Below are 14068 nucleotides of genomic sequence, written 5' to 3'. Positions count from 1 at the left end.
GGGATTCTCCTGTGTTCACAGCTGGCCGACATCGGTGACGCGTACGACGGCACGGCCCTCGGCGTCGGAGGCCGTCAGATCGATCTCGGCGCTGATGCCCCAGTCGTGGTCGTCGCTCGGGTCGTCGAAGATCTGACGGACCCGCCACAGACCGTTCTCCGGCTCCTCCTTGATCACCAGCAGCTTGGGGCCGCGGGCATCGGGGCCGGTGCCGAGGTCGTCGTACTCGTCCCAGTACTTGTCCATCGCCTCGCCCCATGCGTCGGCGTCCCAGCCGGAGTCGGCGTCCATCTCGCCGAGTTCCTCCACCTGGTCGAGTGCGGCCAGCTCCACCCGGCGGAAGAGGGCGTTGCGGACCAGCACCCGGAAGGCGCGGGCATTGGTGGTGACGGGCTTGACCTCGTCTGCCTTCTCCCGTGCCTCCTCGGCGGTCATCTCCTCCGGGTTGGCCAGCTGCTCCCACTCGTCCAGCAGGCTGGAGTCCACCTGGCGCACCATCTCGCCGAGCCACTCGATCAGATCCTGCAGGTCCTCGGACTTCAGGTCGTCCGGGATGGTGTGGTCGAGGGTCTTGTAGGCGCTGGCGAGGTAGCGCAGCACGATGCCCTCGGTGCGGGCCAGCTCGTAGAAGGACACCAGCTCCGTGAAGGACATCGCCCGTTCGTACATGTCACGGATGACGGACTTGGGCGACAGCGGGTGGTCACCGACCCACGGGTGGCTCTTGCGGTAGGTGTTGTACGCGTGGAAGAGCAGCTCTTCGAGCGGCTTGGGGTACGTGACGTCCTGGAGGCGCTCCATGCGCTCCTCGTACTCGACGCCGTCCGCCTTCATCGCGGCCACGGCCTCGCCGCGCGCCTTGTTCTGCTGGGCGACGAGGATCTGCCGCGGGTCGTCCAGCGTGGACTCGACCACGGACACCATGTCGAGCGCGTAGGACGGCGACTCGGGGTCGAGCAGTTCGAACGAGGCGAGCGCGAACGTGGACAGCGGCTGGTTGAGCGCGAAGTCCTGCTGGAGGTCGACCGTCAGCCGGACGATACGGCCCTCTGCGTCCGGCTCGTCGAGCTTCTCCACGATCCCGCCGTCCAGCAGCGAGCGGTAGATGGCGATCGCCCGCCGGATGTGCCTGAGCTGCTGCCTGCGCGGCTCGTGGTTGTCCTCCAGGAGGTGCCGCATCGCCTCGAAGGCGTTGCCGGGACGGGCGATCACGGACAGCAGCATCGTGTGCGTCACCCGGAACCGCGAGGTCAGCGGCTCGGGGTCGGAGGCGATCAGCTTCTCGAAGGTGTTCTCCGTCCAGCCGACGAACCCCTCGGGCGCCTTCTTGCGCACCACCTTGCGGCGCTTCTTCGGATCGTCACCCGCCTTCGCGAGGGCCTTCTCGTTCTCGATGACGTGCTCGGGTGCCTGCGCGACCACCAGGCCCGCCGTGTCGAAGCCGGCCCGGCCGGCCCGGCCCGCGATCTGGTGGAACTCGCGGGCCCGCAGCGTGCGCACCCGGCTGCCGTCGTACTTCGTCAGTGCGGTGAACAGCACGGTCCGGATGGGGACGTTGACGCCCACGCCGAGCGTGTCGGTGCCGCAGATGACCTTCAGCAGACCGGCCTGGGCGAGCTTCTCCACCAGACGCCGGTACTTGGGCAGCATGCCGGCGTGGTGCACGCCGATGCCGTGGCGGACGTAACGGGAGAGGTTCCGGCCGAACTTGGTGGTGAAGCGGAAGTTCCCGATCAGTTCGGCGATCTGGTCCTTCTCCTCGCGCGAGCACATGTTGATGCTCATCAGCGCCTGTGCCCGCTCCACGGCCTGCGCCTGTGTGAAGTGCACGATGTAGACGGGGGCCTGCCTGCTCTGCAGCAGGTCGGTGAGCGTCTCGGTGAGCGGGGTGAGCTGGTACTCGTAGGAGAGAGGCACCGGTCGGGTCGCCGAGCGGACGACCGAGGTGGGGCGGCCGGTGCGGCGGGTGAGGTCCTTCTCGAAGAAGGACACGTCCCCCAAAGTGGCCGACATCAGGATGAACTGCGCCTGGGGGAGTTCCAGCAGCGGGATCTGCCAGGCCCAGCCGCGATCGCCCTCCGCGTAGAAGTGGAACTCGTCCATCACGACCTGGCCGACGTCCGCGTGCTTGCCGTCTCGCAGCGCGATCGAGGCCAGAACCTCGGCCGTGCAGCAGATCACGGGTGCGTCGGCGTTCACGGAGGCGTCGCCGGTGAGCATGCCGACGTTCTCGGTGCCGAAGATCTTGCACAGCTCGAAGAACTTCTCCGACACCAGCGCCTTGATCGGTGCCGTGTAGAACGTGACCTCGTCCCGGGCCAGCGCGGCGAAGTGCGCACCCGCGGCGACCATGCTCTTGCCGGAGCCGGTGGGCGTCGAGACGATCACGTTCGCCCCGGAGACCACCTCGATCAGCGCCTCCTCCTGATGGGGGTAGAGGGTGAGGCCGCGCTCCTGTGCCCACGACTCGAAGGCTTCGTAGAGGGCGTCGGGGTCGGCGGTCGGCGGCAGCTGATCGATGAGGGTCACGCCCCCATCTTGCCTGCCCTTGTCCTCCAGGGGGGAATCGGCTGCAGGTGCGAAGATCGCGACCGCTACGCTGTGTCGCCGACGGCGCGTCAGTGCACCGTGTCAACTGGACAGCGGCACACGAGGAATGGGGCGGGAAGCGGCCATGATGGGACCAGCACACTCACTGTCGGGGGCCGCGGCCTGGCTCGGCGTCGGAGCGGCCGCCGCCGCGGCCGGGCACCCGATGCCCTGGCCGGTCCTGCTCGTCGGCGCGCTGATCTGCGCGGGCGCCGCACTCGCCCCGGACCTCGACCACAAGGCGGCGACCATCTCGCGCGCCTTCGGGCCGTTGTCGCACTGGCTCTGCGAGATCGTCGACAAGCTGTCGTACGCCGTCTACAAGTCGACGAGGAAGGCGGGGGACCCGCGCCGTTCCGGGGGGCACCGCACGCTGACGCACACCTGGTTGTGGGCGGTCATGATCGGTGGCGGTTGTTCGGCGGCGGCGATCACCGGGGGCCGCTGGGCGGTGCTGGCGATCCTGTTCGCGCACGTGGTGCTGGCCATCGAGGGCCTGCTGTGGCGGGCGACGCGCGGCTCCAGCGCCGATGTCCTGGTCTGGCTGCTGGCGGCGACCAGTGCGTGGATCCTCGCGGGCATCCTGGACAAGCCGGGCAACGGTTCGGACTGGCTGTTCACCGCGCCGGGCCAGGAGTACCTGTGGCTGGGGCTGCCGGTCGTGCTGGGTGCGCTGGTGCACGACATCGGGGACGCGCTGACCGTCTCCGGATGCCCGATCCTGTGGCCCATCCCGCTCGGCCGCAAGCGCTGGTACCCGCTGGGCCCGCCGAAGGCGATGCGGTTCCGGGCGGGCAGCTGGGTCGAGCTGAAGGTGCTGATGCCCGTGTTCATGCTGCTCGGGGGAGTGGGCTGCGCGGCGGCCCTCAATGTGATCTGACGCGGCGCTCCGGCTCAGGTGGCCTCGTCCTGCTCCGCTCCGCCGTACCGGCGCTCGAACCGTGCGATGCGGCCCTCGGTGTCGACCGTGCGGGCCTTGCCCGTGTAGAAGGGGTGGCTCTCGGAGGAGATCTCCACGTCGATCACCGGGTAGGTCCGGCCGTCGTCCCACTCGATGGTCTGATCACTGCCGGCGGTGGACCGGGTGAGGAAGGCGTATCCGGCGGCGCGGTCGCGGAAGACCACGGGGTGGTAGTCGGGCTGCTTGTCCTGCTGCATGGCGGCTCCTCGAGCGGGGCGGTCGGGCAGGGTGCGTGCGGATCAGCCGGACAGGGAGTCCTCGTCCACGATGTGCATCGCGGCCTCCTCGGCGGACGCCGCGGCGCCGTCGATGCCGACGTCGGTGGCGACCAGGGCGCTCTCCTCGTCCTCGTGCGCGCCCTCGTCCGGCGCGACCAGGCGGCCGGAGCGCAGATGGCCGACCTCGTTGTCCAGGATTTCCCCGTCGGTGCCGTCGCAGTCGCCGATGCCGTCGCCGTCCGGCGCCAGGGCATCGGGCAGCTCTTCGGCGAGCCGCTGGTCCAGTGTCTCCCCGGTCAGGCGTTCGCTCGCCGTCACGCCGGTGTGCTCCACCGCCCACGGCCGCTCGGGAGGGGACCAGCCCCGGTCGAGGGGGTCGTCGACGCCGTCGAAGTCCAGTGTGTCCTCGACGTCGAGCACGCCCGAGTCCTCCCTGACATCCGAGGCGTCGGGCTGGTAGACGTCGTCCCCCCATCCGTCGGCGGTGTCCACGGGTACCTCCAGGTGGTGAGGACGGCCTCGTGCCCCCGCGAGGGGCAGCGCGCCGTCGGCACGCTCGGCACGGGTGCCACGCGACGGGAACCGGCGGGTTCCCCGGCGCTCCCCGAACCGGTGCCGGTATCCAGCCTTCCACCCCTGTTCGCCACCGCGCAACGGCACGGGGCAAGGCTGTGGGCCCGGCAGCCCCGCGCGGGCACGCCCGGGGCCCGGCGACGGGGCCCGGCCCACTCCTCCGACCGGGTGGGCCCGCGGACTCCCGTCCCGGATCGTCCCTGCGAGCGGCCGAGGCGGGCGGGGACCCGCCGCCCGCCGGAACCGGCAGTCACCGGCCGCACCCGATGGCAGGGCCCACCAGGTCAGGCACCACGGGGCAGCGCCGACCCCCTGACCGGCACCCTGGCTGCAGGCGCCGGGAGCTGCCGACACTCCGGCCGGGAGTCGCCGGGAGCGGGCAACACCCTGGCCGGGATCGGCCGGGAGCCGCCAGCACTGTGGCCGGGATCCGCCAGGAGCCGCCGACACTCTGGCCGGGAGTGGCCGGGAGTGGCCGGGAGCCGCTGGGAGTGGCCGGGGCGCCGGCTCACCCGTGCCACGACCGCCACAGCGCCGCGTACGCTCCCTGCGCCGCGACCAGCTCGTCGTGGCTCCCCAGCTCGCTGATGCGGCCGTTTTCCACGACGGCGATCACGTCGGCGTCGTGGGCGGTGTGCAGACGGTGGGCGATGGCGACCACCGTGCGGCCGTCGAGGACGCGGGCCAGGGAGCGTTCCAGGTGACGGGCCGCGCGCGGGTCGAGCAGCGAGGTCGCCTCGTCCAGGACCAGCGTGTGCGGGTCGGCCAGCACCAGCCGGGCCAGTGCGATCTGCTGGGCCTGTGCCGGCGTCAGCGCCACCCCGCCTGAGCCGACCTCGGTCTCCAGGCCGTCGTCCAGCCCCCGTCCCCAGCCGTCCGCGTCGACGGCGCCGAGGGCCGCCCACAGTTCGGCGTCGGTGGCGTCGGTGCGGGCCAGCAGGAGGTTGTCGCGAAGGGAGCCGACGAAGACGTGGTGTTCCTGGTTGACCAGGGCGACGTGCGAGCGGACGCGTTCCGCCGGCATCCGGGACAGTTCCGCGCCGCCCAGGGTGATGCGGCCGTCCCGGGGCGCGTAGATCCCGGCGAGTAGCCTGCCCAGCGTGGACTTTCCGGCGCCGGAAGGGCCGACCAGGGCCATCCGGGTGCCCGGCGCGACCTGCAGGGACACCTTGCGGAGCACGTCGACGCCCTCGCGGTAGCCGAAGTGCACGCTCTCGGCGTGCACGTCCCGTCCGCCCGGGGCCAGCGAGGCGTCCCCGGCGTCCGGCTCGATGTCCCGGACGCCGACCAGGCGGGCCAGCGACACCTGGGCGACCTGTACCTCGTCGTACCAGCGAAGGATCAGGTTCACCGGGTCGACGAGCATCTGCGCGACCAGTGCACCCGTGGTCAGCTGGCCCACGTCGATCCAGCCCTGCAGCACGAAGGTGCCGCCGATCATGAGGACCGATCCGAGCACCAGGACGTGGACCGCGTTGATGACCGGGAAGAGCACGGACCGCAGCCAGAGGGTGTAGCGCTCCCATGCGGTCCACTCCTTGATCCGCTGCTCCGACAGGGCGATGCGCCGGTCGCCGAGCCGGTGGGCCTCGATGGTGTGTCCCGCGTCCACGGTCTCGGCGAGCGCGGCGGCGACGGCGGCGTAACCGGCGGCCTCGGAGCGGTAGCCGGCCGGCGCCCGTCTGAAGTACCAGCGGCACCCGAGCGCCAGCACGGGCACCGCGAGCAGGACGGCGGCCGCCAGCGGCGGCGCGGTCACGACGAGCCCGCCGAGCAGCAGAAGCGCCCACACCACACCGATCGCCAGCTGCGGCACGGCCTCCCGCATGGCATTGGCGAGGCGGTCGATGTCCGTGGTGATGCGGGAGAGCAGATCGCCGGTGCCCGCCCTCTCCAGCACGCCCGGCGGCAGCCCCACCGAGCGGACGAGGAAGTCCTCGCGCAGGTCGGCCAGCATCCGCTCCCCGAGCATCGCGCCCCGCAGCCGCACCTGCCGCACGAACACGGCCTGCACGAGCAGCGCGACCACGAACAGTGCGGCGGTCAGCCCCAGGTGGAGGTCCCGTGCCCGGTCCGACACGCGCTCGACGAGGCCGCCGAGCAGGTACGGGCCCACCATCGAGGCGACCACCGCCACCGTGTTGACGGCGACGAGGAACAGAAAGGCCCGGCGGTGCCGGCGGAACAGCTCGGCCACGTAGGCGCGCACCGTCGCGGCTGCGCCGACGGGCAGGGTGGTGGTGGTCGTCGGGGCCGCCGGGTCGTACGCCGGCGGCGCAACGCCGATCATGCGCTCTCCTCGATCTCTTCCAGCTCTTCGAGAACGCCCAGCAGGGTGTTCCTGTCAGCCATGTCCTCGCCCTGCGGGCCTGCCGGGACCGTCTTGTCCCCGTGGCTCTCCAGGACCGTCTTGTCCCCGGTGCTCTCGGCAACCGGCATGTCCCTGTGGCCCTCCGGAACCGGCTTGTCCCCGTGGGCGGCCGTGGCCGGCTTGTCCCCCGGGCCTGCCGGGACCGGTTTGCGTCCGGGGCCTGCAGGGGCCGGCTCGTCCTCGGTCTCCCGCGTCACCACGGCCCGGTACCGCGGCTCGGATTCGACCAGCTCACGGTGTACGCCGACCGCGGCGACCTCGCCCTCATGGACCAGCACGACCCGGTCCGCACGGTCCAGCAGCAGGGGCGACGACGTGAACACCACGGTCGTCCGGCCCGAGCGCAGCCGGCGCAGTCCGTCCGCGATCCGGGCCTCGGTGTGCGAGTCGACCGCGGAAGTGGGCTCGTCCAGGACCAGCACCTCCGGGTCGGTGACGAGGGACCGGGCCAGTGCGAGCCGCTGGCGCTGGCCGCCCGACAGCGAGCGGCCGCGCTCGGTGATACGGGCGTCCAGTGGGTCGGCGGCATCCAGGGACCCCTGCACCAGTGCCTCCAGGACGTCCTGGCACTGTGCGGCCGCCAGCGCGTCCTCGGCGCCCACCGTGCCGGAGGAAGGCACGTCGAGCAGGTCGCGCAGTGAGCCGGACAGCAGCACCGGGTCCTTGTCCTGGACCAGGACGGCGGTGCGGGCACTGTCGAGAGGGAGGTCGTCGAGCGGTACCCCGTCGAGCAGCACGGAGGGGCCCGGCTCGGAGGGGTGGCCGCCCAGTCGCTCCGCGAGCCGTCCGGCGGCGTCCGGGTCGCCGCACACCACCGCGGTGAGCTGGTCGGCGGGCGCGAGCAGACCGGTGGCGGGGTCGTACAGGTCGCCGCTCGGCACCTGCGCCTGGCGTGCCCCTGCGACGTCCGTGGTCCGCTGCAGCGACAGCACGCGCGCAGCGCGTTTGGCCGACGGGCGCGAGAAGGAGTACGCCATGGCGATCTCCTCGAAGTGCCGCAGCGGGTAGTTGAGGACCATGACCGCGCTGTAGACGGTGACCAGTTCACCGATCGTGATCCGGCCCTGGCGGGCCAGATGGATGCCGTGCCAGACGACCGCGATCAGCAGCAGCCCGGGCAGCAGCACCTGGATCGCGGAGATCAGCGACCACATCCGGGCGCTGCGCACGGCCGCCTTCCGCACGTCCTGCGAGGCGCCGCGGTAGCGGTCGAGGAACAGTTCCTCGCCGCCGATGCCGCGCAGCACGCGCAGCCCGGCGACGGTGTCCGAGGCCAGCTCGGTGGCCCGGCCCGCCTTCTCGCGCTGGATGTCGGCCCGGCGCGTGGCCCGGGGAAGCAGCGGCAGCACCGCGAGCGCCACGACCGGCACGCCGACGGCGACGACCACGCCCAGAGCGGGCTGGTAGACGACCAGGCCGACGCAGACCACGACGACCGTCAACGCGGCCGCGGTGAACCGGGAGACGGCCTCGACGAACCAGCCGATCTTCTCCACGTCGCCGGTGGAGACGGCCACCACCTCACCGGCGGCGACCCGCCGGGTCAGCGCGGACCCCAGCTGGGCCGCCTGCCGTGCCAGCAACTGCTGGACCCGGGCGGCGGCGGTGATCCAGTTGGTGACGGCCGTGCGGTGCAGGAAGGTGTCGCCGACGGCGATCCCGGTGGCGCACAGCGCCATCAGACCACCCGTCAGGGCGAGCCGGGTGTCGGAGTGGTCGATGACGGCCTGGACGGCGAGCCCGACGCAGAAGGGGAGGACGGAGACCGAGACGAAGTGCAGCATGCCCCAGGCCAGTGACTTGAGCTGGCCGCCCGTCTGGTTGCGCCAGAGCCACCACAGGAAGCGAGGGCCCGAGCGTGCGTCAGGTACGCCGGGGTCGGGATACGGAAGGTCTTGGATCTGCATGACGTCCCAGTGGCTCGTGTCAGGGAGGGGAGGGGAGTGGAGGAGAAGGGCGGAGAAGGGCGGAGAAGGGAGGAGGAGCGGACGGAGCGGAAAGGAAGAGGAGCGAATGGTGCGGAAAGGAGGAGCAGCGGAAAAGAGGAGGAGCGGAAAGGAGGAGGCGCGGATGAAGCGGAGGGGAAGAGAGCGGAAGGGAAGGGAGTGGAACGGAAGGTGAGGCCAGGGGGAGCGGCTCGTGGCGGGGTGGAGGCGGCGGTGACAAGCCGTGACAGGGTCGCGTCGTGGAGTGCCGAATTTCAACCGGTTTTCCCCGGCGGCCTCCGAAATCCGCCCGGTTCCGGCCAGGAGCCGTCGCTCGGGGTGACCCGTGGCCGCAAGTCCTGTGGTCCGGGCCTGGACAATGGCCGGGAGGGCGCACAGCCGGCCGGTACGCGATGCGACCATGGTCGCGTGCGGATAGACGGCGTGCGGCGTGCAACGGTCATGGTGGCGGCTTTCGGGACCTTCCTGGCGGCCCTGTCTGCGTGCGGCGCGGCCGGACGCGGCCACGGCAGCCCCGCACCCGGCGGACGGGCCGGGCGGTCAGGCACGGCCGGCCATGTGCCGCACGGCATCCAGAACGTGGGCGCGCGCCTGCAGCGGCGCATTCCGGCCGACTCCCGTCAGGTGGTGGCCGTCTACGGCGACGACAAGGACTCGGCGGACTCCACGGTCGTGCTCTACGCCAAGCGCGGCGCGGTGTGGCAGCGGATGCGCAGTTGGCCCGCGCACAACGGCAAGAAGGGCTGGACCACCGATCACCGCGAAGGCGACCGGCGCAGCCCCGTGGGCGTGTTCACCCTCAGCGACGCGGGTGGCGTACTCAGGGATCCGGGCGCCCGGCTGCCGTACACACAGACCCCCTCCTTCGCCGCCCCGCGTTCATGGGCCAAGTCGCACTGGCACGACTTCGACTACGTCATCGCCATCGACTACAACCGGGTCAAGGGCTCCCCGCCGAACGATCCGACACGCCCCGAGGGCGAGGCGAAGGGCGGAAGCATCTGGCTGCATATGGACCACGGCAGCGGCACGTCGGGCTGCGTCAGTATGTCCCGGGCGGCCATGGAGTATCTGCTGCGCAGCCTCGACCCGGACCGGCATCCCGTGGTGGTGATGGGAGACCGGGCGGACCTGATGAGCTAGCACGGATGGCGGGACGCCTCATTGCGGGGCAGGCCCGACTCCCCGTAGAACACCGGCCATGAGAAGACGGTTAGTCATGTCCATGCTCGCCGGAGCGGCCCTCCTGGCGAGCACGTTCTTCGGCACCGGGGCCGCTGCCGCTCAGCCCGCGGCCCGCACCGGAGGCGTTCCGGCCGAGTTCGGCACCGACTGGCACGACCCGGTGACCGCCGCCCCGCCCGTCGACCGGCCGCACACCACGTCCTGCCGGGTCACCCTCGCCGAGGCCCGGTTCCGCGACTTCACTCCCTACCGGGGCGCGTACACGCCACCGAAGGGCTGCGGCGACCGCTGGAGCAAGGTCGTGCTGCGCCTCGACGGCAAGGTGAAGGGCCGTCAGTACGACCGCCTCGGCTATCTGCACGTGGGCGGGGTCGAGATCCTGCGCACCTCGACGCCCGAGCCGTCCCCGGACGGCATCGAATGGCATGCGGAGAAGGACGTCACCCGCTACAGCGACACCTTCCGCGGCCCGCAGGACGTCGAGATGCTCATCGGAAACGTCGTGGACGACACCTACACCGGGGTCATCGACGTCAAGGTGACCCTCACCTTCTACGCCGGCCGACCCGAGGCCCCCGCCCCCGATCGCGTCCTCACCCTCGCCGGCCCGCCCGACGGTTCGACCCTCACCACCCCGCGCAACAGCGAGCGCATCGTCGCCGAGGTGTACGCCACCGGATCCGGCGGCGGCTGCGAGGAGTTCTGGTACCTGACCGTGGCCGACCCGGCGTCGTACTCCTGCAAGGCCGACCACGGGCCGTACCGCGAGGTGCAGATCAAGGTCGACGGGCACCTGGCCGGCATCGCCGCGCCGTTCCCGAACGTGTGGACCGGCGGCTGGTCCAACCCGTTCCTCTGGTACGTCGTCCCGGCTCCGCACGCCTTCGACGTCAGGCCGATCGAGTACGACCTCACGCCCTTCGCCGGGCTCCTGAACGACGGCCGCCCGCACCGCGTCGAGGTCTCGGTCGTGGGCGTGCCCACGGGACAGTCCGGCTGGAGCACCCCCGTGAACGTCCTGGTCTGGCAGGACGCCCACCGCGCCCACGTCACCGGCGGGCTCACCACGGACAGGGCGACCGACCTCGCGGACTCCTCCACCTACACGCCCGGATCCGAGAACCGCGTCGACACCGAGGCGGGCCACCGGCTCACGGTCTCCGGATACGTGAACACCTCGCACGGCCGTGTGGACACCACCGTCACCCGCACGCTCGCGAACACCTCCGCCCACCGCTGGACCGACGGTGAGAACACGGACGGGCTGGACGCGACCTGGACGGACGACGAGACGGTCGGGGTCCGGGGCCAGGGGCCCGCACGGACGGCGCACACGCACCGGACGTACACGATGAACGGCGCCACGACCCTCGGTGCGGACGGCCGGCTGCGCACCGTGCTGGCCCTCGGCGACCGTGCGACGGTCGAGGAGCGACAGGGCGGCCGGCGCACCGCCTGGACACGGTCCGACGACACCTACAGCGGTGACGCCGCGTACACGATCAACGTGCCGCGCGACCGGCGGCACGCGGTCGGCACGTCGAGCGAGCGCTATCGCCGATACGGATCGGACGGCTGCTACGACCGCTCCCTGGCGACCGCCCAAGGGGAGCTGACGGAGGACCGCAGCCGCTGCTGACTCCTTGGGCCTTGAGTCCTGGGCGTGTCGGCTACGACCGCACGCGGCCCCCGCTCCGGACAGTGCGGAGCGGGGGCCGACGCCATTTTGGTGGCTGCCGTGAACGTATGGGCCCTTCGGTGAGAGCCGCGGCTGTTCGGCAGGAGGGGCCCGGAGAGCCGGACGTGACTGTTCGACGGGAGCCGTGGCCGTTCAGCAGGGCTTGGCCGTCTCCCCGTCGATCAGCGTGTCCAGCAGTACGCCGAGCACCTCGCGCTCCTTCTCGGTCAGCGGGGCGAGGATCTCCTCGGCCGCCGAGCGGCGCGCGCCGCGCAGCTCGCGCAGGGTCGCCCGGCCCTCGTCCGTCAGCTCGATCCGGGTCACCCGGCGGTTCGCCGGATCTGCGGCCCGGCGCACCTTGCCGCTCGCCTCCAGCCCGTCGACCAGCGTCGTCACGGCGCGTGGCACCACCTCCAGGCGCTCGGCGAGGTCGGCCATGCGCGGCGGCGAGCCGTAGTGCGCGAGCGTGCGCAGCAGCCGGGACTGGGCCGGTGTGACGCCCAGGTCACGCCGATCCAGGTGGCGCTTCTGGATGCGGTGCACCCGGCGGGTGAGCCGCAGCAACTGCTCGGCGAGCAGGCCGTCGGGATCTGGGGTGGTCATGCGGGAACAATATCAGGATGCCGCTCATTGTGAGTATAGGTAACAATGAGCTAAGATCCGTAGGCCATCGTCGGCCGCTCTCCGTGCCGGCGCCCGTTCATCTCCGTAGGAGCCCATGCATCCCGACCGTGAACCCTCCTGGACCCCGCCTGCCGACGCCGAAGGGCAGCCCCGGCAGGTGCGCCGCATCCTGAAACTCTTCCGTCCCTACCGCGGACGGCTCGCGATCGTCGGCCTTCTTGTCGGCGCCTCGTCGCTGGTCTCGGTGGCCACGCCGTTCCTCCTCAAGGAGATCCTCGACGTCGCGATCCCCGACCGCCGCACCGGACTGCTGAGCCTGCTCGCGCTCGGCATGATCCTCAGCGCGGTCCTCTCCAGCGTCTTCGGCGTGCTCCAGACGCTGATCTCGACCACCGTCGGCCAGCGCGTGATGCACGATCTGCGCACCGCCGTCTACGGTCGCCTGCAGCGCATGTCGCTCGCCTTCTTCACCCGCACACGCACCGGTGAGGTGCAGTCCCGCATCGCCAACGACATCGGCGGCATGCAGGCCACCGTCACCTCCACCGCCACCTCCCTCGTCTCCAACGTGACCAGCGTCGTCGCCACGATCGTCGCGATGATCGCCCTGGACTGGCGTCTGACGATCGTCTCGCTGCTCCTGCTCCCCGTCTTCGTGTGGATCAGCCGCCGTGTCGGCAACGAGAGAAAGAAGATCACCACCCAGCGGCAGAAGCAGATGGCCGCGATGGCCGCCACGGTCACCGAGTCGCTGTCCGTCAGCGGCATCCTGCTCGGCCGCACCATGGGCCGCTCCGACTCGCTCACGGCGTCCTTCGCGCAGGAGTCCGAGCAACTGGTCGACCTCGAAGTGAAGTCGAACATGGCCGGTCGCTGGCGCATGGCCGTGATCACCATCGTCATGGCCGCGATGCCCGCCGTCATCTACTGGACCGCGGGACTCGCCCTCCAGTTCGGCGGTCCGCAGGTCTCGCTCGGCACCATCGTCGCCTTCGTCTCGCTCCAGCAGGGCCTGTTCCGCCCGGCGGTGAGCCTGCTGGCGACAGGCGTCCAGATCCAGACCTCGCTCGCGCTCTTCCAGCGCATCTTCGAGTACCTGGACCTGCCCATCGACATCACCGAGCGCGAGCAGCCGGTCCACCTCGACCAGATCAAGGGCGAGGTCCGCTTCGAGGACGTCGAGTTCCGCTACGACGACAAGGGCGGGCCGGTCCTCGACGGCATCGACGTCACCGTCCCGGCAGGCGGCAGCCTCGCGGTCGTCGGCCCGACCGGCGCCGGCAAGTCCACGCTCGGCTATCTGGTGCCCCGCCTCTACGACGTCACGGGCGGTCGCGTCACCATCGACGGCGTCGATGTGCGCGACCTCGACTTCGACACCCTCGCCCGCGCGGTCGGCGTCGTCTCGCAGGAGACGTACCTCTTCCACGCCTCTGTCGCCGACAACCTCCGATTCGCCAGGCCGGACGCCACCGACGAGGAACTGCACGCAGCGGCCCGGGCCGCCCAGATCCACGACCACATAGCCGGGCTGCCCGACGGCTACGACACCGTCGTCGGCGAGCGCGGGCACCGCTTCTCGGGCGGCGAGAAGCAGCGCCTGGCGATAGCCCGCACCATCCTGCGTGATCCGCCGGTCCTCATTCTCGACGAGGCGACCAGTGCCCTGGACAACCGCACCGAAGCCGCGGTGCAGGACGCCATCGACGCTCTGTCGGCCAACCGGACGACCCTGACCATCGCGCATCGGCTGTCCACCATTCGTGGTGCCGACCAGATCGTCGTTCTGGACGCCGGCCGGGCCGCCGAACGGGGCAGTCACGAGGAACTGCTGGAGCTGGACGGGCGATACGCGGCCCTGGTCCGCCGCGACGCGCAGCTGGAACCGACGGGCTGACACGGTACCCCTGGCCGACAGGCTGA

The 14068-nt window shown here is 71.2% G+C and carries 11 protein-coding genes; 5 read left to right on the top strand and 6 right to left on the bottom strand.

The window, feature by feature from the left end:
• Nucleotides 1–15: 15 nt before the first annotated feature.
• On the bottom strand, nt 16–2529 hold the full coding sequence (locus ACFZCP_RS29355; protein ID WP_391432414.1) for a DUF3516 domain-containing protein: 2514 nt from the start codon (nt 2527–2529) through the stop codon (nt 16–18).
• 145 nt (nt 2530–2674) lie between these two features.
• Between ACFZCP_RS29355 and ACFZCP_RS29350 the strand changes: the two genes are divergently transcribed.
• On the top strand, nt 2675–3469 hold the full coding sequence (locus tag ACFZCP_RS29350; protein WP_362686073.1) for a metal-dependent hydrolase: 795 nt from the start codon (nt 2675–2677) through the stop codon (nt 3467–3469).
• 14 nt (nt 3470–3483) lie between these two features.
• On the opposite strand, the gene ACFZCP_RS29345 is transcribed toward ACFZCP_RS29350, so the two are convergent.
• The 4 genes from ACFZCP_RS29345 to ACFZCP_RS29330 form a co-directional block, all read right to left on the bottom strand.
• A complete protein-coding gene (locus ACFZCP_RS29345; protein ID WP_391432410.1) occupies nt 3484–3747 on the bottom strand; it encodes a type B 50S ribosomal protein L31 in 264 nt (87 codons plus the stop codon).
• A gap of 42 nt (nt 3748–3789) precedes the next feature.
• Nucleotides 3790–4260, bottom strand: coding sequence for a DUF5709 domain-containing protein (locus ACFZCP_RS29340; RefSeq protein WP_362686067.1), 471 nt, complete (start codon nt 4258–4260; stop codon nt 3790–3792).
• Nucleotides 4261–4849: 589 nt separating this feature from the next.
• The gene (locus ACFZCP_RS29335; protein ID WP_391432405.1) at nt 4850–6631 is read right to left on the bottom strand and encodes an ABC transporter transmembrane domain-containing protein; all 1782 of its coding nucleotides are present in this window, start codon (nt 6629–6631) and stop codon (nt 4850–4852) included.
• A complete protein-coding gene (locus ACFZCP_RS29330; RefSeq protein ID WP_391432401.1) occupies nt 6628–8619 on the bottom strand; it encodes an ABC transporter transmembrane domain-containing protein in 1992 nt (663 codons plus the stop codon). Before ACFZCP_RS29330 ends, ACFZCP_RS29335 begins: the two co-directional genes overlap by 4 nt.
• Here ACFZCP_RS29330 and ACFZCP_RS29325 point away from each other — a divergent pair.
• The 3 genes from ACFZCP_RS29325 (at nt 8618) to ACFZCP_RS29315 (ending at nt 11482) form a co-directional block, all read left to right on the top strand.
• Complete coding sequence (locus ACFZCP_RS29325) at nt 8618–8833, top strand: hypothetical protein (RefSeq protein WP_391432399.1); 216 nt, start codon at nt 8618–8620, stop codon at nt 8831–8833. The genes ACFZCP_RS29330 and ACFZCP_RS29325 overlap by 2 nt on opposite strands.
• A gap of 266 nt (nt 8834–9099) precedes the next feature.
• Complete coding sequence (locus ACFZCP_RS29320; protein WP_391432854.1) at nt 9100–9801, top strand: L,D-transpeptidase family protein; 702 nt, start codon at nt 9100–9102, stop codon at nt 9799–9801.
• Between the two features lie 58 nt (nt 9802–9859).
• Nucleotides 9860–11482 carry a peptide-N4-asparagine amidase gene (locus ACFZCP_RS29315; protein WP_391432395.1) on the top strand — a complete coding sequence of 541 codons (1623 nt, stop codon included), beginning with the start codon at nt 9860–9862 and terminating at the stop codon, nt 11480–11482.
• 192 nt (nt 11483–11674) lie between these two features.
• On the opposite strand, the gene ACFZCP_RS29310 is transcribed toward ACFZCP_RS29315, so the two are convergent.
• A complete protein-coding gene (locus tag ACFZCP_RS29310) occupies nt 11675–12124 on the bottom strand; it encodes a MarR family transcriptional regulator (RefSeq protein ID WP_362686055.1) in 450 nt (149 codons plus the stop codon).
• 115 nt (nt 12125–12239) lie between these two features.
• Here ACFZCP_RS29310 and ACFZCP_RS29305 point away from each other — a divergent pair, with 115 nt between their 5' ends.
• Nucleotides 12240–14042 (top strand): ABC transporter transmembrane domain-containing protein, encoded by a 1803-nt coding sequence (locus ACFZCP_RS29305; protein WP_391432391.1) that lies wholly within the window; start codon nt 12240–12242, stop codon nt 14040–14042.
• Nucleotides 14043–14068: the final 26 nt, after the last annotated feature.

It is taken from the genome of Streptomyces sp. NPDC007971 (genome assembly GCF_042958635.1).
In the GTDB taxonomy this organism is placed as follows: domain Bacteria; phylum Actinomycetota; class Actinomycetes; order Streptomycetales; family Streptomycetaceae; genus Streptomyces.
Note: the sequence above shows the minus strand (reverse complement) of the source record. Positions and strands in the feature narration are given on the sequence as shown.

Coding starts and splice junctions, on each gene's coding strand:
- ACFZCP_RS29310 (WP_362686055.1), bottom strand. CDS start 12,124: ATGACCACCCCAGATCCCGACGGCCTGCTCGCCGAGCAGTTGCTGCGG.
- ACFZCP_RS29330 (WP_391432401.1), bottom strand. CDS start 8,619: ATGCAGATCCAAGACCTTCCGTATCCCGACCCCGGCGTACCTGACGCA.
- ACFZCP_RS29320 (WP_391432854.1), top strand. CDS start 9,100: ATGGTGGCGGCTTTCGGGACCTTCCTGGCGGCCCTGTCTGCGTGCGGC.
- ACFZCP_RS29315 (WP_391432395.1), top strand. CDS start 9,860: ATGAGAAGACGGTTAGTCATGTCCATGCTCGCCGGAGCGGCCCTCCTG.
- ACFZCP_RS29325 (WP_391432399.1), top strand. CDS start 8,618: ATGACGTCCCAGTGGCTCGTGTCAGGGAGGGGAGGGGAGTGGAGGAGA.
- ACFZCP_RS29335 (WP_391432405.1), bottom strand. CDS start 6,631: ATGATCGGCGTTGCGCCGCCGGCGTACGACCCGGCGGCCCCGACGACC.
- ACFZCP_RS29345 (WP_391432410.1), bottom strand. CDS start 3,747: ATGCAGCAGGACAAGCAGCCCGACTACCACCCCGTGGTCTTCCGCGAC.
- ACFZCP_RS29305 (WP_391432391.1), top strand. CDS start 12,240: ATGCATCCCGACCGTGAACCCTCCTGGACCCCGCCTGCCGACGCCGAA.
- ACFZCP_RS29350 (WP_362686073.1), top strand. CDS start 2,675: ATGATGGGACCAGCACACTCACTGTCGGGGGCCGCGGCCTGGCTCGGC.